Origin of the sequence: Streptococcus sp. 1004_SSPC, from assembly GCF_001069025.1 — a bacterium.
GTDB classification, from domain to species: domain Bacteria; phylum Bacillota; class Bacilli; order Lactobacillales; family Streptococcaceae; genus Streptococcus; species Streptococcus vestibularis.
On sequence record NZ_JWGQ01000062.1, the window covers coordinates 53,029 to 76,331 of the forward strand.

The 23,303-nt window shown below is 39.1% G+C and carries 24 protein-coding genes; 23 read left to right on the forward strand and 1 reads right to left on the reverse strand.

The annotated features are described in order from the left end of the window. The first annotated feature begins 169 nt into the window (after positions 1 to 169). The 15 genes from metA (at position 170) to ADF62_RS05125 (ending at position 11,942) form a co-directional block, all read left to right on the forward strand. Positions 170 to 1,114, forward strand: a complete 945-nt coding sequence (metA, locus tag ADF62_RS05055) for a homoserine O-acetyltransferase MetA (protein ID WP_003093071.1) — start codon at positions 170 to 172, stop codon at positions 1,112 to 1,114. Between the two features lie 70 nt (positions 1,115 to 1,184). Further along, positions 1,185 to 1,883 (forward strand): DnaD domain-containing protein, encoded by a 699-nt coding sequence (locus ADF62_RS05060; RefSeq protein ID WP_003092593.1) that lies wholly within the window; start codon positions 1,185 to 1,187, stop codon positions 1,881 to 1,883. Then, positions 1,883 to 2,527, forward strand: a complete 645-nt coding sequence (gene nth / locus ADF62_RS05065; protein WP_003092414.1) for an endonuclease III — start codon at positions 1,883 to 1,885, stop codon at positions 2,525 to 2,527. The genes ADF62_RS05060 and nth overlap by 1 nt, the downstream gene beginning before the upstream one ends. A 347-nt stretch (positions 2,528 to 2,874) precedes the next feature. After that, positions 2,875 to 3,411, forward strand: a complete 537-nt coding sequence (locus ADF62_RS11445; RefSeq protein ID WP_003092586.1) for a hypothetical protein — start codon at positions 2,875 to 2,877, stop codon at positions 3,409 to 3,411. 186 nt (positions 3,412 to 3,597) lie between these two features. Continuing rightward, on the forward strand, positions 3,598 to 4,938 hold the full coding sequence (gene xseA, locus ADF62_RS05075) for an exodeoxyribonuclease VII large subunit (RefSeq protein WP_048788238.1): 1,341 nt from the start codon (positions 3,598 to 3,600) through the stop codon (positions 4,936 to 4,938). Continuing rightward, entirely contained in the window at positions 4,916 to 5,131 is a 216-nt protein-coding gene (locus ADF62_RS05080) for an exodeoxyribonuclease VII small subunit (protein WP_002884058.1), read from the forward strand. Before xseA ends, ADF62_RS05080 begins: the two co-directional genes overlap by 23 nt. Further along, positions 5,131 to 6,003, forward strand: a complete 873-nt coding sequence (locus tag ADF62_RS05085) for a polyprenyl synthetase family protein (RefSeq protein WP_048788239.1) — start codon at positions 5,131 to 5,133, stop codon at positions 6,001 to 6,003. Before ADF62_RS05080 ends, ADF62_RS05085 begins: the two co-directional genes overlap by 1 nt. Further along, positions 5,996 to 6,823, forward strand: a complete 828-nt coding sequence (locus ADF62_RS05090) for a TlyA family RNA methyltransferase (protein ID WP_048788240.1) — start codon at positions 5,996 to 5,998, stop codon at positions 6,821 to 6,823. Before ADF62_RS05085 ends, ADF62_RS05090 begins: the two co-directional genes overlap by 8 nt. Beyond that, the gene (locus tag ADF62_RS05095; protein WP_003093096.1) at positions 6,810 to 7,256 is read left to right on the forward strand and encodes an arginine repressor; all 447 of its coding nucleotides are present in this window, start codon (positions 6,810 to 6,812) and stop codon (positions 7,254 to 7,256) included. The genes ADF62_RS05090 and ADF62_RS05095 overlap by 14 nt, the downstream gene beginning before the upstream one ends. Positions 7,257 to 7,264: 8 nt before the next feature. Then, positions 7,265 to 8,935: a DNA repair protein RecN gene (gene recN, locus ADF62_RS05100; protein ID WP_003092712.1), complete on the forward strand. Its 1,671-nt coding sequence runs from the start codon at positions 7,265 to 7,267 to the stop codon at positions 8,933 to 8,935. Between the two features lie 69 nt (positions 8,936 to 9,004). Beyond that, positions 9,005 to 9,841 (forward strand): DegV family protein, encoded by an 837-nt coding sequence (locus tag ADF62_RS05105; protein ID WP_003092936.1) that lies wholly within the window; start codon positions 9,005 to 9,007, stop codon positions 9,839 to 9,841. After that, positions 9,834 to 10,709, forward strand: a complete 876-nt coding sequence (locus ADF62_RS05110; protein ID WP_003096981.1) for an SGNH/GDSL hydrolase family protein — start codon at positions 9,834 to 9,836, stop codon at positions 10,707 to 10,709. Before ADF62_RS05105 ends, ADF62_RS05110 begins: the two co-directional genes overlap by 8 nt. Continuing rightward, on the forward strand, positions 10,702 to 11,271 hold the full coding sequence (locus ADF62_RS05115) for a YpmS family protein (protein ID WP_003093039.1): 570 nt from the start codon (positions 10,702 to 10,704) through the stop codon (positions 11,269 to 11,271). The genes ADF62_RS05110 and ADF62_RS05115 overlap by 8 nt, the downstream gene beginning before the upstream one ends. Positions 11,272 to 11,407: 136 nt before the next feature. After that, complete coding sequence (locus ADF62_RS05120) at positions 11,408 to 11,683, forward strand: HU family DNA-binding protein (protein WP_003092489.1); 276 nt, start codon at positions 11,408 to 11,410, stop codon at positions 11,681 to 11,683. A gap of 58 nt (positions 11,684 to 11,741) precedes the next feature. Beyond that, on the forward strand, positions 11,742 to 11,942 hold the full coding sequence (locus tag ADF62_RS05125; protein ID WP_003092672.1) for a hypothetical protein: 201 nt from the start codon (positions 11,742 to 11,744) through the stop codon (positions 11,940 to 11,942). Positions 11,943 to 11,999: 57 nt separating this feature from the next. Here ADF62_RS05125 and ADF62_RS05130 read toward each other — a convergent pair whose 3' ends face one another. After that, entirely contained in the window at positions 12,000 to 12,935 is a 936-nt protein-coding gene (locus ADF62_RS05130) for a dihydroorotate oxidase (protein WP_003092962.1), read from the reverse strand. 255 nt (positions 12,936 to 13,190) lie between these two features. Here ADF62_RS05130 and ADF62_RS05135 point away from each other — a divergent pair, with 255 nt between their 5' ends. The 8 genes from ADF62_RS05135 (at position 13,191) to ADF62_RS05170 (ending at position 23,288) form a co-directional block, all read left to right on the forward strand. After that, the gene (locus ADF62_RS05135; RefSeq protein WP_002884137.1) at positions 13,191 to 13,883 is read left to right on the forward strand and encodes a phosphoglycerate mutase; all 693 of its coding nucleotides are present in this window, start codon (positions 13,191 to 13,193) and stop codon (positions 13,881 to 13,883) included. A 348-nt stretch (positions 13,884 to 14,231) separates the two neighbouring features. Next, positions 14,232 to 15,788, forward strand: coding sequence for a 2-isopropylmalate synthase (locus ADF62_RS05140; RefSeq protein ID WP_003092610.1), 1,557 nt, complete (start codon positions 14,232 to 14,234; stop codon positions 15,786 to 15,788). A gap of 18 nt (positions 15,789 to 15,806) precedes the next feature. After that, complete coding sequence (leuB, locus tag ADF62_RS05145) at positions 15,807 to 16,844, forward strand: 3-isopropylmalate dehydrogenase (RefSeq protein ID WP_003092768.1); 1,038 nt, start codon at positions 15,807 to 15,809, stop codon at positions 16,842 to 16,844. A 4-nt stretch (positions 16,845 to 16,848) separates the two neighbouring features. Beyond that, positions 16,849 to 17,130: a DUF1294 domain-containing protein gene (locus tag ADF62_RS05150; protein ID WP_003096988.1), complete on the forward strand. Its 282-nt coding sequence runs from the start codon at positions 16,849 to 16,851 to the stop codon at positions 17,128 to 17,130. A 30-nt stretch (positions 17,131 to 17,160) separates the two neighbouring features. Further along, entirely contained in the window at positions 17,161 to 18,543 is a 1,383-nt protein-coding gene (gene leuC / locus ADF62_RS05155) for a 3-isopropylmalate dehydratase large subunit (protein ID WP_003092639.1), read from the forward strand. 9 nt (positions 18,544 to 18,552) lie between these two features. Continuing rightward, a complete protein-coding gene (leuD, locus tag ADF62_RS05160; RefSeq protein WP_048788241.1) occupies positions 18,553 to 19,143 on the forward strand; it encodes a 3-isopropylmalate dehydratase small subunit in 591 nt (196 codons plus the stop codon). A gap of 96 nt (positions 19,144 to 19,239) precedes the next feature. Beyond that, positions 19,240 to 20,025: an L-threonylcarbamoyladenylate synthase gene (locus tag ADF62_RS05165; protein WP_003092717.1), complete on the forward strand. Its 786-nt coding sequence runs from the start codon at positions 19,240 to 19,242 to the stop codon at positions 20,023 to 20,025. 152 nt (positions 20,026 to 20,177) lie between these two features. Continuing rightward, complete coding sequence (locus ADF62_RS05170; protein ID WP_003093102.1) at positions 20,178 to 23,288, forward strand: DNA polymerase III subunit alpha; 3,111 nt, start codon at positions 20,178 to 20,180, stop codon at positions 23,286 to 23,288. Positions 23,289 to 23,303 lie beyond the last annotated feature (15 nt).

Genomic DNA, 23,303 nt, shown 5'->3' on the forward strand with positions numbered 1-23,303 from the left:
TCTATCTATGTTTTACAAAAGGCCTCAGGGCCTTTTTAACTCTTTTAAAAAATAAGTGTGTTCTTATATAGCTTAAAGCTATAGCTAACTAGAGAAAATATATATTTGATAACAATATTTACCCGGTTTATAATATGAAGATAGAATAAACAAGGATGGAGATGTTGTTATGCCTATAAAACTTGATAATAAGTTACCAGCTCTTGATGTATTGCGTTCGGAAAATGTCTTCATCATGGATGAGAATAGAGCTAGTAGCCAGGATATTAGACCAATGGAGGTCCTGATCCTTAACCTAATGCCAACTAAAGAAGTGACAGAAACTCAGTTGCTACGTCTTTTAGCGAATACACCACTCCAAATTAACGTAGAGTTTCTGTATATGGCTAGTCATAAATCAAAAAATACCCACGCTGAACATATGGAAACCTTCTATAAGACTTTTGATGAAATCAAGGACAAGTATTACGATGGTCTTATCGTAACGGGGGCTCCTGTTGAACAAATGCCTTTTGAGGAAGTTGATTATTGGCAGGAATTAACACAAGTTTTTGACTGGTCTAAAAAGCATGTCTATTCAACTCTTCACTTGTGTTGGGGAGCTCAAGCAGGTCTCTATTACAAACATGGGGTTGATAAGGTTCCCTTGTCAGAGAAATTATCAGGTATCTATAAGCAAACTGTTGACATGCCAAAAAATTTCCTCATGAATGGCTTTGATGATAGCTTTGTGTCACCGCACTCACGCTATACAGAGGTAACTCTGGAAGATATCAAGAATAAAACAGATTTAGACGTTGTTGTATCAGGTAAAGAGGTAGGTCTGTCCATTCTGGCAAGCAAGAATCTTCGTGAAGTTTATAGTTTTGGTCATTTCGAATATGATTGTGATACTCTGGCCAGAGAATATAGAAGGGATTTGGATGCAGGCATCAATCCAGATATGCCAGCAAACTATTTCCCTGGGGATGATCCAAGTCAGGAACCTAAACTTCGTTGGAACCTTGCGGCATCAGCATTCTTTAGTAATTGGATTAACTACGCGGTATATCAAGAAACACCCTATCGTTTAGAAGAGTTGGAAGACGATTTTTCATTCTACGGTTACTTGTAGTAGGTCTCTCAAAAGACTTATGTTGAAACATAAATTTTTTGAGTTGACCTATCTACTCTGAAAGGTAAATATGAGTTTTTTTGAACAGTATCGAACAGGAAATTTAGTCCTTCCAAATGCCTTATTTTTTCACTTTAAGGATATTTTTCCATCAGCGGATGACTTTTTAGTTTGGCAGTTTCTCTATCTACAAACGACTACTCAGATTGGAGAAGTGGCCTCTAGTCAGATAGCGCAGGCAACTGGAAAGACCCTCACTGAGGTTAATAAAAGTATTACGACATTAACTGAGGCTGGACTCCTTGATTTTACGACTATTAAAGTTAATAATGAAATTGAGATGGTTGTTGATGCTTCACCTGCCCTAGCAGTGTTAGACAAGCTAGTGAGTAGTGAAAAGCCAACGACAGGTCCTGTTGTTGGCCAACCAACAAATACGCAGCTTATTAAACAGCTGACAGATGAGTTGGAACAGGCTTTGGGAATATTGAATCCTATGGTAATCGAAGATTTAAATAAGGAAATTCAGGAAGAACACACTGACCCGGAATTAATCCGTGAAGCTCTGAAAGAGGCAGTATTTAACCGAAAAACCAACTGGAATTATATCAAAGGGGTTCTTCGTAACTGGAAAACAAGTGGTATTACTACTAAAATTCAAGTTGAAGAACGTCGTTTGGAGCATCAAGGAAAGAAACAACATCACCAGATTTCGGATGAGTTCAAAACTGGTATGGATGCGGCCCGTCAATTGTGGGGTGGTCAATAATGTTAGGTAGAAAACGTGTTAATGAAGCTCTAGCTTTAATGGGAAAGATGTTTCCAGATGCACATGGCGAGCTGGAGTGGGAGACTCCCTTTCAACTACTAGTTGCTGTTATTTTATCTGCTCAAACAACAGACAAAGCTGTTAATAAGGTAACACCGGGTTTGTGGGCTCGTTATCCAGAAATTGAAGATTTAGCATCTGCTAATCTTGATGATGTTGAAATGTGCTTAAGAACCATTGGGCTATATAAGAATAAGGCAAAGAATATCATCAAAACTGCTAGAGCTGTTTTAATGAATTTCGACGGACAAGTTCCCAAAACTCACAAGGAATTAGAGAGTTTACCTGGTGTTGGACGAAAAACAGCTAACGTCGTATTGGCTGAAGTCTACGGGATTCCGTCTATTGCTGTAGATACACATGTCTCTCGCGTTTCTAAACGTCTGAATATAGCTCCAGAAAATGCTAGTGTAGAGGAAATCGAAGCAGAATTGATGAAGAAAATACCAAAGAAAGATTGGATTATCAGTCATCACCGCATGATTTTCTTTGGACGCTATCATTGTTTAGCCAAGAATCCTAAATGCCAGACTTGTCCTCTTCAAAGTTACTGTAAGTATTATCGAGGAATAACCAAGAAATAAGCTGAAGATGTGATTTTCTTCAGCTTTTACAGTTGTAAGATTTTGTTACAAATTAGTAACTTGACAAAAGTCCCAGGCTTTAAGAAAATAGAAGAAACGATTTAGAAGCAGTAGCGAAATAGTGAATGGCTGAATTCAGTAATGAAGAGTATCTGAGAGCCTTAGCTGATAACGGTGATAGAGAAGCAGCCAAAGAATATGAGCAAGCTTTGGATAATCGTATTTTTTAGTTGCAAATTTCATTGACTCAAACGAGTGATTCGCAGGGTTGTAGGGAAGTGCAAAAACTCTTGGAACAAGAGGAAAAGAAAAAAAGGGACTACTTTCAAGAAAAAGAGGATAAAGCTGTGAGCGAATTTAGACGTCGTAAAACTGAAAGAACTAAGGGAAGGAATGTTTCGAGTTTTAATAAACTCAAAGATCCTAAAATCATTAGATGGGTAATTGGAGTTGTTGCAGTACTTGCAGTGGTTATTCCTGTTGTTACTTTGATGTGGTATAGTAATAACCAAAAAGAGAGTGAAACAAACCCATGGAAAAATGGCCAGTTAGCTAAAAGTAAGGAAGCAGCTGCAGCGTCATCAGATAATCAATCCTCTCAAGTTGATACCTCATCTTTGTCTGATAAACAGTTAGAAGACTGGGTTTTTTCTACCTATGCTAAAGAACAAGGTTCAACTGGAGAAAATTATAAAAATCTAGGTTGGAATGTTTATTCATGGACGGATGATGATAACCTAGTTTATGCTCAACTTTATGATACCTATGGTAATGAGGTTCTTCTTTTCCGTGTAGATAAGAAGGGACAACTCGAAGCCTATGGTGGTATTGACGGTTCAAGCGATTCTTGGGACGTCGTTTCAAAAACTTATACAACCGATTAATGAAACTATATAAAATACTTGACAATGGTGGTTGAGACTGTCTTTTGACAGTCTTTTTTGATATAATTTAAGGTAATCGTGTATACAATTAAAAAACTGACTGAGAAGATTTGGGGATGATGGTTCTACAGAACTTTTTTAATGTCTTCAGGTTTTCGAGGATAGGTTAAATAAAGGAGAATTGTCGTGTCAGACTATTTATCGGTCACATCCTTAACCAAATATTTGAAAATGAAATTTGACCGTGACCCTTATTTAGAGAGGGTATATTTGACAGGTCAGGTTTCCAATTTTCGCCGTCGGCCGAGTCATCAGTATTTTTCTTTGAAGGATGAAGGGGCTGTTATCCAAGCTACAATTTGGGCGGGAGTCTTCAAAAAACTTGGTTTTGACCTCGAAGAAGGGATGAAAATCAATGTCGTTGGTCGGGTACAGATTTACGAGCCGAGTGGTTCCTACTCGATTATTATTGAGAAAGCCGAGCCAGATGGTGTGGGTGCCTTGGCTCTCCAATTTGAACAGCTTCGTAAGAAATTAACTGCTGAAGGCTATTTCGACGAGCGTCATAAGCGGGGTCTTCCTAATTTTGTCAAAAAAATCGGGGTTGTCACAAGTCCTAGTGGTGCGGTTATTCGAGATATTATTACGACTGTTAACCGTCGTTTTCCTGGTGTAGAAATCTTACTTTTTCCTACCAAGGTTCAAGGTGAAGGAGCTGCACAGGAAATTGCTGAAAATATCCAAAAAGCCAATCAAAGGGATGACCTAGATTTACTTATCGTAGGTCGTGGTGGAGGCTCTATCGAAGATCTCTGGGCCTTTAACGAAGAAATTGTGGTGCAATCGATTTTTGAGAGTCGTTTGCCTGTAATTTCTAGTGTTGGTCATGAAACCGATACGACCTTGGCTGACTTTGTAGCAGATCGTAGGGCTGCTACGCCTACAGCAGCGGCAGAGCTTGCAACACCAGTATCTAAGTCAGATACCTTGGTTTGGATTCGGGAAAGACAAAACAGAGCCTATCAAGCTTGTTTGAGACGTATACAGTATAACCAAGAACGTTTAGCCAAATTATCGCAATCGGTTGTCTTTAGGCAACCTGAACGTCTTTATGATGGTTATTTGCAAAAGATTGACCAATTGACAGCCCGACTTGAAGTCTTTATAAAGCAGGATTTTGAACGCAAACAAAAAGAAGTGGCTCTTTTAAGTCATAGACTGCAAGGTTTGAATCTCTTGACTAGTGTAGAGAATTACCAAGACCGTCGAGAGTCCTTACAGCGTTTGTTAGTTACCACAACTAAGAACACCCTTAACGGCTATCGTGTGAGACTAGAGAAAGCGCAAGATGCCCTATTATCACTGGATACTAGCCGTATTGTTGCGAGGGGTTATGCTATTGTCAATAAAGGCGATAAGCCCCTAACCACTATTAAGGATATTACTGAAGGTGATCAATTAACTATCCAAATGAGGGATGGAGAACTAGAAGTAGAGGTAAAAAATGTCAACGAAAAAAACATTTGAGGAAAATTTACAGGACCTAGAGGCCATCGTTACTAAGCTTGAGACAGGCGATGTTGCTCTTGAAGATGCTATTGCGGAGTTCCAAAAGGGTATGGCCCTATCTAAAGATTTGCAAAAGACCTTAGAAGATGCTGAAAAGACATTGGTTAAGGTTATGCAAGCGGACGGTACAGAAACGGAAATGGATGCCTAATGACCAAGCGTGAAAAAATTGATGCGGCTATCCGTGATTTCTATCAAAAGAAAAACCTTCCAATATCAAGTGATTTAATCACTGCTATTCTTTATTCGGTTGATAGTGGCGGTAAGCGTATTCGTCCACTGATTTTCTTAGATTTACTTGAAGGATTTGGTTTAGAGCTTACTCCTAGTCATTTTGATGTCGCAGCAAGTCTTGAAATGATTCATACTGGAAGTCTTATTCACGACGATTTACCGGCAATGGATAATGATGATTACCGTCGAGGACGTTTAACAAACCATAAAAAATTTGATGAAGCAACGGCAATATTAGCTGGTGATTCTCTCTTTTTGGATCCCTTCGCACTTGTAGCCAAAACAGAACTTTCTGCAGAGATTCGTGTTCAATTGATTCAAGCTTTATCTTATGCGTCAGGGACCTTCGGTATGGTTGGTGGTCAGATGTTGGATATGAAGGGTGAAGGTCAGGAACTTGATTTATCGCAACTGTCTCAAATTCATGAGCATAAGACAGGAAAGCTTTTAACCTTTCCGTTTGTAGCGGCTGGTATTGTTGCTAAAAAAGATCAAGAGGTTTTGGAAAATCTAAAAGAAGCTGGTCGCCTGATTGGTCTTGCCTTTCAAGTTCGTGATGACATTTTGGATGTGACTGCTGATTTCGAAGAGCTTGGGAAGACACCTGGGAAAGACGTAGTTGCTGGAAAATCAACTTATCCGGCTCTTCTTGGTTTGGAAAAATCGCATGTCATTCTTGAGGAGTCACTAAATAAGGCTGAGTCTATTTTCAAAGATTTGGCTGAGGACCAAGGTTTCAAGCAAGATAATATTATGAAAATCATAGAAAGGTTAAGACTCCATGCCTAAGGAAAGAGTAGATGTCTTGGCTTATAAACAAGGCCTATTTGAAACGCGAGAACAAGCTAAACGTGGTGTTATGGCTGGTTTAGTTGTTAATGTTATCAATGGTGAGCGTTACGATAAACCTGGTGAAAAAATTGATGATGGAACAGAGTTGAAGCTCAAAGGTGAAAAGCTTAAGTATGTGAGTCGTGGAGGACTCAAACTTGAAAAAGCTTTAGCTGTTTTCAATCTATCAGTTGAAGATATGACAACTATCGATATCGGTGCCTCAACAGGTGGATTTACCGATGTCATGCTTCAAAATGGTGCCAAACTAGTTTATGCAGTAGATGTTGGTACCAATCAGTTAGTTTGGAAATTGCGTCAAGATGATCGAGTGCGTTCTATGGAGCAATATAATTTTCGATATGCTGAACCTGTCGATTTCACAGAGGGATTACCATCATTTGCATCTATTGATGTCAGCTTTATCTCTCTTAATTTGATTCTACCGGCCTTAGCTAAGATATTGGTTGATGGAGGGCAAGTTGTTGCTCTTGTGAAACCTCAATTTGAGGCGGGCCGTGAACAAATTGGAAAAAATGGAATTGTTCGTGAGAGCAGTATCCATGAAAAAGTATTAGAAACCGTAACAGCTTTTGCAGTTGATTATGGCTTTTCAGTTAAAGGACTGGATTTTTCACCTATTCAAGGTGGTCATGGTAACATTGAATTTCTCGCACACTTGGAGAAGACAGATTCTCCTCGAAATGATGGTCAAACTTCAATCAAAGAAGTTGTAGCACAAGCACATAAGGAGTTTAAGAAGAATGAAGAAGAATGATCGTTTGGAGTTAATCCGAAAGATTGTCCAAGAAAATAAAATTACGACCCAGGGAGAATTGGTGAGATTACTACAGGCTGAGGGGTTGAAGGCTACTCAGGCTACGGTATCACGTGATATCAATGAAATTGGTATTACCAAAGTGCCAACCGAAGATGGTTCCTACATCTATGGGCTTTCAACTGCGCCTAGACGAGTAGGTGGATCTTCTGTTGCTTGCCGCCGCTTGTTGCGTATTGATCGACAACATGCCTTTATGAATATCTTAGTTCAGCCAGGGACTAGTCGTCTCATCAAAAAGATTCTTTTGGATGAATACAAGCATTTGATTTTTAGCTTGATTGCTGATGATGACACGCTCTTTTTGGTCGCTCAGTCAGAATTAGCAGCTATCGAATTACAGGGACAAATCGTCAAGTGGGTTGAAGAATAGGAGGAAGCATGCTTCTCGAAATTACGATAAAGAATTTCGCAATTATTGAAGAAATTTCTCTTAACTTTGAAAATGGCATGACTGTTCTCACCGGAGAGACTGGGGCAGGAAAATCCATTATCATTGATGCCATGAATCTTATGTTGGGGGCACGGGCATCTAGCGAGGTTGTCCGTCATTCAGCCCCTAAGGCGGAGATTCAGGGATTCTTTTCAATTGAACAAAATCCTGCTTTAGTTAGTCTCTTGGAAGATAATGGGATTCCTGTTGAGGATGAATTAATTATCCGACGTGAAGTCTTCCAAAATGGTCGAAGTGTCAGTCGTATCAACGGTCAAATGGTCAATTTAACGACTCTTAAATCTGTTGGACACTTTTTGGTAGATATCCATGGACAGCATGACCAAGAAGAACTTATGAGACCTGCTCTTCACATTAGCATGTTGGATGCTTTTGGAGATAAGGCATTTTTCCAAACGAAGAAAAAGTATCAAGAGTATTTTGATCGCTACCGTGAGTTAAGAAAAGCTGTTCTTGAAAAACAGAAAAATGAGCAAGAGCATAAGGCTCGAATTGAAATGCTAGCCTTTCAGATTGCAGAAATTGAGGCAGCTTCCTTGAAATCAGGAGAAGATTTTGCTTTACTGAAGGAACGAGACAAACTATTGAATCATAAGCAGATAGCTGATACCCTAACAAATGCCTATGTTATGCTGGATAATGAAGATTTTTCAAGTCTATCAAATGTCCGTTCTGCTATGAATGACCTTCAATCTCTTGAAGAGTATGACTCTGATTATAAAGAACTCTCTAATAATTTATCAGAGGCCTATTATGTCCTTGAGGATGTTACTAAACAGTTGGGAGATCTTGTGGATAATTTAGATTTTGATGCTGGGCGTTTGCAAGAGATTGAACACCGTTTAGATACGATTAATGCCATTACCCGTAAATATGGTGGAACTGTTGATGATGTCTTAGATTATCTCGAAAATTCAAGTAAAGAATACAATCTTCTGACTGGCAATTCCAGCTCTTCGGATGCTATGGAACAAGAGCTTAAGCAACTTGAAAAAGATCTGCTGGCGGCTGCAGAGACCCTACAAACGGCACGCCATCAAATTGCCACAGCCCTTGAAGCTGAGATTAAGGCTGAACTATGTGACCTTTATATGGATAAGGCTGATTTTAAAGTTATCTTTACTAAGGGGAAATTTAACCGTGATGGTAATGAGCAAGTTGAGTTTTATATTTCAACCAATCCAGGTGAAGGTTTTAAACCGCTTGTTAAGGTCGCATCTGGTGGCGAACTGTCTCGACTTATGCTAGCCATTAAGTCAGCCTTTGCTCGAAAAGAAGATAAAACTAGTATTGTCTTTGACGAGGTTGATACTGGAGTATCAGGCCGCGTAGCCCAGGCTATCGCACAGAAGATTCATAAGATTGGAAGTCATGGTCAGGTATTGGCTATCAGTCACCTTCCTCAAGTAATCGCTATTGCAGATTATCAATTCTTTATTTCTAAAGAAAGTGATAACGAGACAACTGTATCTCGTGTTCGTCTCTTGACATCTGAAGAAAGAGTTGAGGAAATCGCCAAGATGCTTGCAGGTGACAATGTGACTGATGCTGCCTTGAGTCAAGCTAGAGCTTTATTAAAAGTGGATGAACCTGTTTAGGAAAATAGCTGGGAAAACCTCTCTAGTCATGCTATAATAGAATAAAAATTTGTGTTAAGCGAGAGAAATATGAGTAAAATCAGAATTGTAACCGATTCGTCAATTACGATTGAACCGGAATTGGTTGAAAAGTACAATATCACTGTCGTTCCATTGTCAGTTATGGTGGATGGTGTCATCTATTCAGATAGTGACCTTCGTGAAGAAGGTCGTTTCCTGGAAATGATGAAGCATAGTAAAGAGTTACCAAAGACAAGCCAACCACCAGTGGGGTTGTTTGCTGAGACATATGAAAAATTGGTTAAAGATGGTGCAGAGCAAATTGTGGCCATCCATCTTATGCATACTCTTTCTGGGACATGTGAGGCTTCGCGTCAAGGAGCTAACCTTTCAGGAGCTGATGTAACAGTTATAGACTCAGGTTTTACAGATCAGTGTCTCAAATTTCAAGTAGTTGAGGCTGCTAAACTCGCGCAAGAAGGGGCTAGTCTTGAAGACATTGTGGCACATGTAGAAGAAGTGAAAAGTAAATCTGAACTTCATATTGGTGTCTCTACCCTTGAGAATCTTGTCAAAGGTGGCCGTATTGGACGTGTTACAGGCCTCTTATCATCATTGCTCAATATCCGTGTTATTATGGAATTGAAGGACTATCAGTTAAATACTATTGCTAAAGGTCGTGGTGCAAAAACTTTCATGAAATGGTTGGATTCTTACATTGATGCTATCAAGGATCGCAAGGTTGCTGAGATAGGTATTTCTTATGCAGGAAAACGGGATTTGGCGAAAGAACTTGCTTCGAAACTTGAGGTATTGGGTGCTCCAATTTCAATTCTTGAAACAGGGTCAATCATTCAAACACACACTGGTGAAGACGCCTTTGCCGTAATGGTTCGCTATGAATAAATTGAAAGAATCAGAATTACTTAGAAGTCTAGTAGGCTTCTTATTGCTTTTTCTATTATTTGTAGGGCTTTTCATTTTTATTGTACCAAGCAATCATCGGTCATCAAAGATTACTGACAAGATAAGGTTTGTAAAAAAAGAAAAGGTAACTTATGTGGCCATTGGAGACTCACTTACCCAAGGTGTGGGTGATAGCAGTAAACAAGGAGGCTTCGTTTCTGTTTTATCCCAGGCCTTAGAGTCAGATTTTAATTGGCAAGTGACTTCTCGCAACTATGGTATCGCAGGAAACACCAGCAATCAAATCCTCAAGAGGATGCAGGAAAAGAAGGATATCAAAAGGGATCTCAAAAAGGCAAAAATGATGACTTTGACTGTTGGTGGAAATGATGTGATTCATGTCATTAAGGATAATATCACCAATCTTAATGTGAATACCTTTAGCAAACCTGCTGTGGAGTATCAAAAGAGATTGCGACATATTATTGAGCTAGTTCGTAAGGATAATAAAACTTTACCGATTTATATTGTTGGTATTTACAATCCGTTTTATCTTAATTTTCCAGAGATGACAGAAATGCAAACCATTGTTGATAATTGGAACCAGTCTACCGAAGACGTGTGTAAGGAGTACGACAATGTCTACTTTGTTCCAGTTAACGATCTGCTCTATAAGGGAATTGATGGTAAGGGAGGAGTGACGAGCTCTGATGAAACATCACAGTCTGCCAAATCATCCCAAGGTAGTTTAAACGATGCTCTATTCGAGGATGATCATTTTCACCCCAACAACACAGGTTATCAAATTATGTCAGATGCGATTTTAAAACGTATAAACCAAACAAAGAAGGAGTGGTCAGGTGAGTAAGGTATGGAAATGGTTGTTTTTGGGACTTTTAGCCTTAAATTTAGCCCTAATTAGTGTCGTGACAGTTAGAATAATGACACCAGTCGAAACGAGCTCAGTATCCTTACCTAAAGGAGCTACTAAAATTGGAAAGTATAGTATGAGTAAAGAAGAGCTTGATGCGGCGCTTACAGGGTTTGCACAAGATTATTCTAATGATAAGATGCGTTTCAAGGTCAAAGTGACTAATTCCAAAATTGTTTTTGAGAGTAGTTATAAGGTCTTAGGTCACGCAGTACCCCTCTATGTTTACTTTACGCCTCTTGTAAGTGAGTCGGGTGCTGTCGTTCTTCAAGTGTCTGAGCTCTCGGCAGGAACCTTGAAGCTCCCTGTTTCAGATGCTCTTAAGATGATTAAACGTTCAACAAAACTTCCTGATTATATTGTAATTGACAGTAAGAAGGGAAAGGTTACCCTAAATATTCAGTCTATGAAGAATGATAAGGGAATAACAGCACGTGCTCAGAGTTTCGATTTAGTTAACGACCGTATCGAATTTGACATCTATAAGACAATAAATTAAAAAGGCTTTATTTTTTACAAAAAAGCGATGAAATTATCGTTTATTACTTGACCTCATAAGGCTTTTAGGATAAGATAATATTTGTCGAAGCGCTAAAAATATCATTCGCTTAGAAATAAATTGGAGGATTGTTACAATGGCTAACAAACAAGATTTGATCGCTAAAGTTGCAGAAGCAACTGAGCTTACTAAAAAAGATTCAGCAGCAGCTGTAGATGCGGTTTTCGCTTCTATCGAAGAATTCCTTGCTACAGGTGAAAAAGTACAATTGATTGGTTTCGGTAACTTTGAAGTGCGTGAACGTGCTGCTCGTCAAGGTCGTAACCCACAAACTGGTGAAACTATCTCAATCGCAGCTTCTAAAGTTCCTGCATTTAAAGCTGGTAAAGCTCTTAAAGACGCAGTTAAATAATGTTAAAACCCCTAAGCTTTTAGGGGTTTTGATTTATTGAAAAAATATAAGGAAAACTATGAAAACCATAACAGTGGTATTGATCTTTCTTTTGGTTTTTACTGTTATTAAGTTATCAGCTATTGCTGCTATTAGCAAACTGATGAAACCAAGTGAAAAACAAATCGAAGAAGCTCGTCAGAAACGTCTTCAAGCTGAAAAAGAGGGAAAGGATCCTTTTGAAGACTGGGACGAACGTGACGATGATGGTCTTGTCTAATAGGAGAATCCTCATCAATAAAAAAGTTTGGAAGACCTTCCAAACTTTTTTTATAGACTAGTCAATGTAATGAAGTTTTCCTCGGAAGTCTTCAAGAGTTTCGTAACCTTTTTCTTCCATGATTTCTTTGAGTTCTTTAGTAATACGGTCAAAAATAGCGACACCTTCTTTTTGAAGTGCAGTACCAACTTGTACCATACTTGCGCCACAAAGGATGTGTTCAAAGGCATCACGACCAGATTTGACACCACCAGTACCAATGATTTGGATTTCAGGTTTCAAGCGTTGGTAGAAAGCATGAACGTTTGCCAAGGCAGTAGGTTTGATATAGTCACCTCCGATACCCCCAAAACCATTTTTAGGTTTGATGACAACAGATTCATCTTCAATGTAAAGTCCATTACCAATAGAGTTCACACAGTTAACGAAGACAAGAGGGAATTGGTTGAAAACAGCAGCTGCTTGATCAAAGTGTACAATATCAAAGTATGGTGGTAATTTCACACCAAGAGGTTTCGTAAAGTAAGAAAAGACTTCAGTTAGGATCTCGGTTGTTGTTTCAAAATCGTAAGCAATTTGAGGTTTACCTGGAACGTTAGGACATGAAAGGTTGAGTTCTACAAGCCCCTCATAGTCGCTATCTTGAACTTTTTTAAGAATAGTGTGTGTTTCCTCAGGTGAGAGACCAACGAGTGAAAGAAAATGATTTTTTGTATTGGGTTGCTTTTGTAATTCAATGACATAGTCAAGGTAGTATTCAAAACCGTTATTTGGCAATCCCATTGAGTTGATTGACCCAAGAGGTACATTCACATAACGTGGTTCAGGATTACCAGGGCGGGCCTCAAGTGTTCCTGTTTTTGTGACAAATGAGCCTGCAGCTGAAGCCTCAACCTCTGCCAATTCTTCCTTAGTCATACAATAAACACCAGCAGCATTCATCAGACAGTTATCAAACGTAAATTGGCCAACTTTTGTAGCAGTAGAAACCATAATATCCTCCTTAGAGATCACAAAGTAAAATGTTACTATTTTCATCCCATTTTAGCATGAAAGAAGGCCTAAAACAAGGAAATAATGGATAGGTATAAACTTCTGACTTAAACTTCCGCTTAGTTCCAATTTGACAAAGGAAAGAAGCAGTAGAATTTTACAGAATTTTGGGATTTTGCTAGCTTTTTCAAGGTTTTTTGGGTAGAATAGATAGAGTAAATGGGTATAACCCAAAATAAAAAGGAGACATAACTAATGGTAAAATTGGTTTTCGCTCGCCACGGTGAGTCTGAATGGAACAAAGCTAACCTTTTCACAGGTTGGGCTGACGTAGATCTTTCTGAAAAAGGTACTCAACAAGCTATCGACGCTGGTAAATTGATCAAAGAAGCTGGCATCGAATTTGACCAAGCATACACTTCAGTATTGAAACGTGCGATCAAAACAACTAACCTTGCACTTGAAGCATCTGACCAACTTTGGGTTCCAGTTGAAAAATCATGGCGCTTGAATGAACGTCACTACGGTGGTTTGACTGGCAAAAACAAAGCAGAAGCTGCTGAACAATTTGGTGATGAGCAAGTTCACATCTGGCGTCGTTCATACGATGTATTGCCTCCAGCAATGGATCGTGATGATGAGCACTCAGCACACACTGACCGTCGTTACGCTTCACTTGATGACTCAGTAATTCCAGATGCTGAAAACTTGAAAGTTACTTTGGAACGTGCCCTTCCATTCTGGGAAGATAAAATCGCTCCAGCTCTTAAAGATGGTAAAAACGTATTCGTAGGTGCACACGGTAACTCAATCCGTGCCCTTGTAAAACACATCAAACAATTGTCAGATGACGAAATCATGGATGTTGAAATTCCAAACTTCCCACCATTGGTATTCGAATTTGACGAAAAATTGAACGTTGTTAATGAATACTACCTCGGAAAATAAGCTGAGATAAGTAGTCATCATTAACAATAAAAAAGTTGACTTCGGTCAGCTTTTTTTCTTTTACTGAAAACAAATGTAAATTGTGGTCAGAAAAGTCAGTCAATTCAGTAATTTTTCCTTGACTTTCAAGTTGGAAAGATGTATCATATTAGTCAAGATACATCGAAAGGAAATCAGTCAAATGACATTCGCAACTACAACAACTTTGCTATTGCGTAATGAGGGCTAGTGCAAAAGCATTAGTCCTGTTTGGCTTACCAAGCGGGAGGTAAAAACATCTCGCTTGGGTTTCCGAGTGAGATGTTTTTTTTACTACTATCGTTTTTACTTTTAGAAAGAGGAATGTCTATGCGTAAAGTTGAATTTTTTGATACAAGTCTTCGTGATGGGGAACAAACACCAGGTGTTAACTTTTCAATCAAAGAAAAAGTTACCATTGCTAAGCAACTTGAAAAATGGGGAATTTCTGTAATCGAAGCAGGTTTTCCTGCAGCTAGCCCAGATTCATTTGAGGCAGTAAAACAAATTGCGGAAGCTATGACAACAACTTCTGTTACTGGTTTGGCTCGTTCAGTAAAATCTGATATCGATGCTTGTTATGAAGCTTTGAAAGATGCTAAGTATCCACAAATTCATGTCTTTATCGCAACAAGCCCAATTCACCGTGAATTCAAATTTAATAAATCAAAAGAAGAAATTCTTGAAATTGTAAAAGAGCATGTGTCATATGCACGTTCAAAATTTGAAGTTGTAGAGTTTTCACCAGAGGATGCTACTCGTACAGAGCTTGATTTCTTGACTGAAGTTGTTCAAACAGCAGTTGATGCTGGTGCATCATATATTAATATTCCTGATACAGTAGGATTTACGACTCCAGAAGAGTTTGCGCGTATTTTTGATCATTTGACTGAAAATATTAAATCAGACCATAAAGTTGTCTTTGGTGTTCACTGTCACGATGACCTCGGTATGGCAACTGCAAATACTTTGACAGCAATTAAACACGGTGCTGGACGTGTACAGGGAACTGTTAATGGTATCGGTGAACGTGCGGGTAATGTTGCTCTTGAAGAAGTAGCTGTTGCTTTGAAAATTCGTGAAGACTTTTTCCAAGCAACAAGTGATATTGTTCTTAATGAAACAATGAATACTTCAGAGCTTGTTTCTCGCTTCTCTGGAATTCCTGTTCCTAAAAATAAAGCTGTTGTTGGTGGAAATGCCTTCTCTCATGAATCTGGTATCCACCAAGATGGTGTTCTTAAGAACCCACAAACTTATGAAATTTTCACACCAGAATTGGTAGGTGTGAAGAGTAACAGTCTTCCTCTTGGTAAATTGTCAGGACGTCATGCCTTTGTTGAAAAATTGAAAGAACTTGAGCTTGACTTTGTGGAAGAAGATATCAAACCACTCTTTGCCAAATTTAAAGTCTTGGCTGGGAAAAAACATGATATTACTGATGCAGATATTCGTGCACTTGTTGCTGGTACAAGTGTAGATAATCCAGAAGGCTTCCACTTCCAAGATCTTCGCTTGACAACTAATGCTGATGAAACAATTACTGCTACAGTAAGCTTGGTTAATGAAGATGGTGAATCTGTTGAATTTTTGGCAAATGGTCAAGGGTCAGTTGAAGCTATCTTCAATGCTATTGACAAATTCTTCAACCAAACAGTTCGCTTGACTTCTTATAATATTGACGCAGTAACTGATGGTATTGATGCGCAAGCGCGTGTACTTGTAACTGTCGAAAATGTAGATACAGATACTATTTTCAATGCATCTGGTTTGGACTTTGACGTCTTGAAAGCATCAGCAATTGCCTATATTAATGCGAATACGCTGGTTCAAAAAGAAAATGCTGGTGAGATGGCACGAAAAGTTTCTTACCGTGACCTTCCATAAGCCTAAGAGGAGTTAAACATGACAAAAAAAATTGTAACACTTTCAGGTGATGGAATTGGACCTGAGATTATGGCAGCGGGTCTTGAAGTTCTGGATAAAGTAGCTTCAAAAATTGGATTTGATTACGACATCGATGCTAAACCATTTGGTGGTGCTGGCATTGATGCTGAGGGTCATCCACTTCCTAAGTCAACTTTGGATGCTGCTAAATCAGCAGATGCTATCGTCTTGGCTGCAATTGGTGGACCTAAATATGACAATGCGCCAGTTCGTCCTGAACAAGGCCTTTTGGCCATTCGTAAAGAGTTAAATCTCTTTGCTAATATCCGTCCTGTCCGCATCTTTGATGCTTTGAAACACTTGTCACCTCTTAAGCCTGAGCGTATTGAAGGCGTAGATTTTGTCGTTGTTCGTGAGCTTACGGGCGGTATTTACTTTGGTGAGCATATTCTCGAAGAAGATAAGGCTCGTGATATCAATGATTATTCAGCAGATGAGATTCGTCGAATCATGCGTCGTGCTTTCAAGATTGCTCAAGGTCGTGGCAAAAAGGTTACTAGCATTGATAAACAAAATGTCTTGGCAACTTCTAAATTGTGGCGTAAGGTTGCTGATGAAGTTTCTTTGGAGTTTCCAGATGTAACTCTTGAACACCAACTCGTTGATAGTGCCGCAATGATTATGATTACCAACCCAGCTCGTTTTGACGTAGTTGTGACAGAAAACCTTTTTGGGGATATCTTGTCTGATGAATCAAGTGTTCTTCCAGGAACTTTAGGTGTTATGCCATCTGCCAGTCACTCTGAAAATGGTCCAAGTCTTTATGAACCAATCCACGGTTCGGCACCAGACATCGCTGGTCAAGGTATCGCCAACCCAATTTCAATGATTTTGTCAGTAGCTATGATGTTACGTGAAAGTTTTAATGAAACTGAAGGGGCAGAATTGATTGAAAATGCTGTTGATAAGACCTTGAATCAAGGCATCTTGACACGTGATTTGGGTGGTCAGGCTTCGACTGCTGAAATGACAACAGCTATTATTGGCAATCTCTAACATCATGACACTGAAATTAGTGTTACTAAGTGTTTTGTTGGTGTGGAATCTAGTCGTCTTATCCGTTTATGGACTTGATAAACATAAGGCTATTCAACATAAGAGACGGATTTCTGAGAAGTCATTATTATTGCAGACTATTATCTTTGGTGGTATTGGTGCCTTTCTAGGTGGGAGACTATTTAGACATAAAATTAACAAATGGTACTTTAAGTTCTGCTGGCTTTTAGGGATTGTTATAGATGTCGTTCTTTTATACCTTATTCTAACAAGACTTTCGGATTAGCTAATCCTTAGATTATATTTGGAGTATTTTATGAGCGGAAAATCAATTTTTGATAAACTATGGGAACGCCATGTAATTGCAGGTGATGAGGGGCAACCCCAACTTATGTACGTGGACCAACATTATATTCATGAAGTGACTAGTCCTCAAGCTTTTCAAGGTCTTCGTGATGCTGGACGTAAAGTAAGGCGTCCAGATCTGACTTTTGGGACCTTTGACCATAATGTTCCAACTGTGAATATCTTTGATATTAGAGATGTTATTTCTAAGGCACAAATTGATAAACTTGCTGAAAATGTCATTGAGTTTGGTATTGACAATGCGCCACATGGTTCGGATAAGCAAGGAATCGTACATATGGTTGGTCCAGAAACAGGACGTACGCAACCAGGTAAGTTTATTGTTTGTGGGGATAGCCACACAGCTACCCACGGTGCCTTTGGAGCTATAGCCTTTGGTATTGGAACGAGCGAGGTTGAGCATGTCTTTGCTACACAGACACTTTGGCAAGTCAAGCCTAAAAAGATGTTGGTAGAATTCACTGGGAAACCTCAGAAAGGCATTTATTCAAAAGATTACATTCTCGCCTTGATTGCTAAATATGGGGTTGCTTGTGGAGTGGGTTATGTTGTAGAGTACCGCGGTGAGGCAATTGACCGTTTGACTATGGAAGAACGCATGACAATCTGTAATATGTCAATTGAATTTGGTTCGAAAATGGGAATTATGAATCCAGACCAAGCAACATATGATTATATGCGTGGTCGAGAATGTGTTCCTGAGGATTTTGATGCAGCAGTAGCTGACTGGAAGACACTAGTTAGTGATGATGATGCAGAATACGATAAAGTCATTCGTATGGATGTTTCTGAGTTGGCACCAATGGTCACATGGGGAACTAATCCATCTATGGGAGTAGATTTTGATACGCCATTCCCTGAAGTTCGAGATATGAATGATGAGCGTGCATACCATTATATGGATCTTCGTCCGGGTCAAAAAGCAGAAGACATTGATCTTGGGTATATCTTTATTGGGTCTTGTACTAATGCTCGCTTGAGTGACTTGCAGTTGGCAGCCAGATTTGTTAAAGGTAAGAAGATTGCCCCTAATTTGACAGCTATTGTGGTTCCAGGTTCTAGACCTGTTAAACAAGCTGCAGAGAAAATTGGCTTGGATAAGATATTTAAAGATGCTGGTTTTGAATGGAGAGACCCAGGATGCTCGATGTGTCTTGGAATGAATCCAGATAAAGTTCCTGATGGGGTCCACTGTGCTTCAACAAGTAATCGAAATTTTGAGGATCGACAGGGGTTTGGAGCAAAAACACACCTTTGCAGTCCTGCAATGGCAGCGGCAGCAGCTATCGCCGGACGTTTCGTTGATGTTCGCCAAATGCCAGAAGTACAATAAGGAGGAAACATGGAAAAATTTACCATTTATACCGGGACGGCAGTTCCATTGATGAATGATAACATCGATACCGACCAGATTCTTCCCAAACAGTTTCTCAAACTGATTGACAAAAAAGGTTTTGGGAAATATTTGATGTATGCTTGGCGTTATAAAGATGACAAATATACTGAGGATCCTGATTTTGTTTTTAACCGACCTGAATATCGTAAAGCAACTATTTTAATAACAGGTGATAATTTCGGTGCAGGTTCATCTCGTGAACATGCTGCGTGGGCCCTAGCTGACTACGGATTTAAAGTTGTTATTGCAGGTTCCTTCGGAGACATTCACTATAATAATGAACTTAATAATGGGATGTTACCAATTGTTCAACCGATAGAAGTACGTCAAAAATTGAAACAATTAAAACCTACTGATAAAGTGACGGTAGACTTAGAACAACAAAAAATTATTTCACCGGTTGGTGAGTTCACTTTCGAAATTGATGGTGAATGGAAACATAAACTTTTAAATGGATTAGATGATATAGGGATTACCTTGCAGTATGAGGATTTGATCACCGAGTACGAAAAACATCGTCCAAGCTATTGGCAGTAATAGTCTTATATTTTCGAATATTCCGAAAATTACTTGCCTGATAACTATGAACATGATAAAATATATGTATTATAAATTAGATGGAGAACACACATTATGACTAAACATGTCCAATGGGATGGTAACCTTAACCAAGAAGGTTTTGAAATTCTTAAAGGTGAAGGTGGATGTATCGTTACACCAACTAAAGTTGGTTACATTATTATGACTAGCGATAAAGCTGGTTTGGAACGTAAATTCGAAGCTAAAGAACGTAACCGTAACAAACCAGGTGTTGTTCTTTGCGGAAGCATGGATGAGTTGCGTGCATTGGCACAATTGACTCCTGAAATTGATGCATTCTATCAAAAGCACTGGGATGAAGATATCCTTCTTGGATGTATTCTTCCGTGGCGTGAGGATGCTTACGCAAAACTCCAAGCATTTGGTGATGGCCGTGAAGAGCTTATGACTGATGTACGTGGAACATCATGTTTCGTTATTAAATTTGGTAAAGCTGGTGAGCAAATTGCCAAAGAAATGTGGGAAAAAGAAGGCAAGATGGTTTACGCTTCATCAGCAAACCCTTCAGGTAAAGGTAACCGTGGTAAGGTTGAAGGTATTGGTGAACGTATTGAAAATGCTGTTGACCTTGTCATCGAAGCTGATGAATACGTTGCGTCAATTCAGCCTGATAAAACTGTTGAAACACGTTATGAACAAGGTGTTATGGTATCAATGGTTGATGCAGACGGTAAATTAATTCCTGAACAAGGTGAGGGAAGCCGTTCAGTAGAACCATGTCCAGTAGTTATCCGTAAAGGTCTTGATATAGATAAAATTATGATGCACCTTTCAGACCACTTTAATTCTTGGAACTACCGTCAAGGTGAGTATTATTAAGAAAATAATGTCTTCAAGAAAGCAGGACCTCTGGTTCTGCTTTTAATATGCTTAAAAACTTGTGATATAATACTATTTGAATAGGTTTCTTTGATTTTTTCTAGAAAACTAAATTATTATTTGACAAAAAATAATTTTGAAAGGAGGCCTTCATGTTTGCACAATTGGATACAAAATCAGTATATAGTTTCATGGACAGCGTTGTAGATTTAAACACCTATGTAAAACGTGCCAAAGAGCTTGGTTATCAAAGTATAGGTTTGATGGATCGTGATAATCTCTATGCTGCCTATCATTTTGCCCAGCTTGCAATCAGAAATGGTTTACGTCCCTTGATTGGAATAGAAGCTAATTTATTCTATGATGGGAGAAAAATTCCCTTTCGCCTATTAGCTAAAAATAATCAAGGCTATAAAAATTTGATGAAGTTGGCAACAGAGCTGTCTTCAGGGCAACGGGAGTTTACGCTTTTTTCAGACTATCTGAATGACATCGCCCTAATTATTCCAAGTGAGGACTGGGAGCCCGGGATGAGTCTGGGCTCAGAAGTTTTCATTGGGGTAAGACCTGAGGATGCTGGTAAAGAATTCGATTATCCTGTGGTTCCTTTACATACAGTGCGTTATTTTGAAAATGCAGATCGCTCGACTATCCAGACGTTACATGCCATCTCACAAAATGTGTCCTTGTCAGAGGCCTCTATTTGTCCTATGAATCAGCTTCTTTTCTCGCCTCAAGAAATGGAAAGTGCATATAGTGATATTCCAGAGGCTTTGAACAATTTGGAGCAACTTGTTTCAGACATTACTTATCAATTTGATACGGATTTGAAGCTTCCTCGTTTTAATCGTGATATGCCAGCAGTTGACCAATTACGTCAATTAGCTCAATCTGGATTGGATAGTAAAGCGTTAAGAGAACCAGTTTATCAGGAACGTTTAGACAAAGAATTATCTATCATTCATCAGATGGGCTTTGATGATTATTTCTTGATTGTCTGGGACTTATTACGCTTTGGGCGTAGCCGTGGTTATTATATGGGAATGGGGCGTGGCTCTGCTGCAGGAAGCTTAGTGGCCTATGTCCTTGATATTACTGGGATTGATCCCGTTAAAAATGACTTGCTTTTCGAGCGTTTCCTAAATGAAGAGCGTTATAGCATGCCTGATATTGATATTGACTTGCCCGATATCTATCGAAGCGAGTTTCTTCATTATGTTAGGGACCGTTATGGTAGTAAACACTCTGCTCAGATTGTTACTTTTTCAACCTTTGGAGCTAAGCAGGCTATTCGAGATGTTTTTAAACGTTTTGGTGCTAAAGAATTTGAACTGTCCCAACTTAGTAAAAAGATTTCTTTTCGTGACAATCTGACTTCTGTCTATGAGAAGAATATGTCATTTAGACAGTTGATTAATCAGAGGCAGGAATTTCAGAGGGCTTTTGAGATTGCTAAGGCTATTGAAGGCCAGCCAAGACAGACCTCAATCCATGCTGCTGGTATAGTGATGAGTGACGATGACCTGACCAACCATATTCCGCTAAAAACTGGTGAGGATATGATGGTTACTCAGTACGATGCCTCCGCAGTCGAGGCCAATGGCTTGCTTAAGATGGATTTCTTGGGCCTGCGTAATTTGACCTTTGTTCAAAAAATGAAGGAGAAGCTTGAAGAAGAACAGGGAATTGCTATTGATATCAAATCCATTGACTTGGAAGATTCACAAACCCTAGCGCTCTTTGCCAGTGGTAAGACAAAGGGGATTTTTCAGTTCGAGCAGGCAGGTGCTATAAATCTCCTTAAACGGATTAAACCTACTAAGTTCGAAGAAGTAGTAGCGACTACCTCTCTTAACCGTCCAGGAGCTAGCGATTATACAGATAATTTCATCGCTCGTAAGTATGGTAAGGAAAAAGTTGATCTCATTGACCCAGTGGTTGCTCCAATTCTTGAACCTACCTATGGCATCATGCTTTATCAGGAGCAGGTTATGCAGATTGCCCAAGTATTTGCAGGCTTTACACTCGGAAAAGCCGATTTGCTTCGTCGAGCAATGTCGAAAAAAGATGCCAATGAAATGTCCAAGATGTCCGAAGAGTTCATGAAAGGAAGTCGTCGGTTTGGACGTGACCCACAGATTGCTGAACGACTCTTTAGTATGATGGCTAAGTTTGCAGGTTACGGCTTTAATAGAAGTCATGCCTATGCTTATTCGGCACTAGCCTTTCAATTAGCCTATTTCAAAACGCATTACCCTCAGATATTCTATGACGTCATGTTAAATTATTCGTCAAGTGATTACATTAAGGATGCCATTGAAAATGGCTTCTCCCTAGCTAGCCTCGATATTAATAGGATTCCCTATCTGGACAAGATTTCAGATGGAAAGATTGTATTAGGTCTTAAGACTATCAAAGGCTTGCCAAGAGATTTTGCCCTTTGGATTATTGAGGAACGCAAACAAAATGGCAAATACATTTCTATAGAAGACTTTTTGACACGTATTCCTAGCAAATATCAGAAAGTCGATATTCTGACTCCTCTCATCCAAATTGGTTTGTTTGATATCTTTGAACCAAATCGTCAGAAAATCATTGGTAATTTAAGCAACCTCTTTACTTTTGTCAACGAGTTAGGAAGCTTGTTTGCAGAGTCCTCTTATTCTTGGGTGGAGTATGAAGACTATAGTCAGACAGAACGCTACAGTATAGAGCAGGATTTACTAGGTGTTGGGCTTAGTACACATCCATTACATTTAGCTCAAAAAATGACATCACGGCCCTACCAACCAATTTCTGAGTTGGCTTTGAACAGTAAGGCTACAGTTTTGGTTCAGCTTGAATCAGTTCGCATTATCAGAACGAAAAAGGGAGACCAGATGGCTTTTCTAAGCGTTTTTGATGGGGTAAATAAACTGGATGTCACTCTTTTTCCAGAAACTTATTTCTATCATAAAGATAAGTTAAAAGAAGGTGGTCTCTTTTATCTAGAGGGACGAACTCAGGAGCGCGACGGACGTCTTCAATTAATTTTGTCAAATATAGAGGAGGCTAGTACTGAGCGTTTTTGGATTTTACTAGAGAATCATAATAAAGATTTAGAAGTTTCTCAAATTTTAGCCAAGCATCCTGGACATATTCCTGTGGTTATTCGTTATCAGGGAAGCAAGGAAACGATAGTTAGTCAACGATATAAAGTGTCTAAGAACGAAGAACTCAGTAGGGAATTAGCACCCTTAGTGTTGAAAACGGTTTTACGTTAAAAAAAACGATAAAAC

Bases quoted from the DNA above. Each gene is read 5' to 3' on its own strand.
- metA (WP_003093071.1), top strand. From the start codon at position 170: ATGCCTATAAAACTTGATAATAAGTTACCAGCTCTTGATGTATTGCGT.
- recN (WP_003092712.1), top strand. From the start codon at position 7,265: ATGCTTCTCGAAATTACGATAAAGAATTTCGCAATTATTGAAGAAATT.
- ADF62_RS05140 (WP_003092610.1), top strand. From the start codon at position 14,232: ATGCGTAAAGTTGAATTTTTTGATACAAGTCTTCGTGATGGGGAACAA.
- ADF62_RS05170 (WP_003093102.1), top strand. From the start codon at position 20,178: ATGTTTGCACAATTGGATACAAAATCAGTATATAGTTTCATGGACAGC.
- ADF62_RS05090 (WP_048788240.1), top strand. From the start codon at position 5,996: ATGCCTAAGGAAAGAGTAGATGTCTTGGCTTATAAACAAGGCCTATTT.
- ADF62_RS05080 (WP_002884058.1), top strand. From the start codon at position 4,916: ATGTCAACGAAAAAAACATTTGAGGAAAATTTACAGGACCTAGAGGCC.
- ADF62_RS05125 (WP_003092672.1), top strand. From the start codon at position 11,742: ATGAAAACCATAACAGTGGTATTGATCTTTCTTTTGGTTTTTACTGTT.
- ADF62_RS05135 (WP_002884137.1), top strand. From the start codon at position 13,191: ATGGTAAAATTGGTTTTCGCTCGCCACGGTGAGTCTGAATGGAACAAA.
- ADF62_RS05130 (WP_003092962.1), bottom strand. From the start codon at position 12,935: ATGGTTTCTACTGCTACAAAAGTTGGCCAATTTACGTTTGATAACTGT.
- ADF62_RS05105 (WP_003092936.1), top strand. From the start codon at position 9,005: ATGAGTAAAATCAGAATTGTAACCGATTCGTCAATTACGATTGAACCG.
- ADF62_RS05120 (WP_003092489.1), top strand. From the start codon at position 11,408: ATGGCTAACAAACAAGATTTGATCGCTAAAGTTGCAGAAGCAACTGAG.
- leuB (WP_003092768.1), top strand. From the start codon at position 15,807: ATGACAAAAAAAATTGTAACACTTTCAGGTGATGGAATTGGACCTGAG.
- ADF62_RS05165 (WP_003092717.1), top strand. From the start codon at position 19,240: ATGACTAAACATGTCCAATGGGATGGTAACCTTAACCAAGAAGGTTTT.
- ADF62_RS05085 (WP_048788239.1), top strand. From the start codon at position 5,131: ATGACCAAGCGTGAAAAAATTGATGCGGCTATCCGTGATTTCTATCAA.
- ADF62_RS05060 (WP_003092593.1), top strand. From the start codon at position 1,185: ATGAGTTTTTTTGAACAGTATCGAACAGGAAATTTAGTCCTTCCAAAT.
- ADF62_RS05110 (WP_003096981.1), top strand. From the start codon at position 9,834: ATGAATAAATTGAAAGAATCAGAATTACTTAGAAGTCTAGTAGGCTTC.
- nth (WP_003092414.1), top strand. From the start codon at position 1,883: ATGTTAGGTAGAAAACGTGTTAATGAAGCTCTAGCTTTAATGGGAAAG.
- leuC (WP_003092639.1), top strand. From the start codon at position 17,161: ATGAGCGGAAAATCAATTTTTGATAAACTATGGGAACGCCATGTAATT.
- ADF62_RS05095 (WP_003093096.1), top strand. From the start codon at position 6,810: ATGAAGAAGAATGATCGTTTGGAGTTAATCCGAAAGATTGTCCAAGAA.
- leuD (WP_048788241.1), top strand. From the start codon at position 18,553: ATGGAAAAATTTACCATTTATACCGGGACGGCAGTTCCATTGATGAAT.
- ADF62_RS05150 (WP_003096988.1), top strand. From the start codon at position 16,849: ATGACACTGAAATTAGTGTTACTAAGTGTTTTGTTGGTGTGGAATCTA.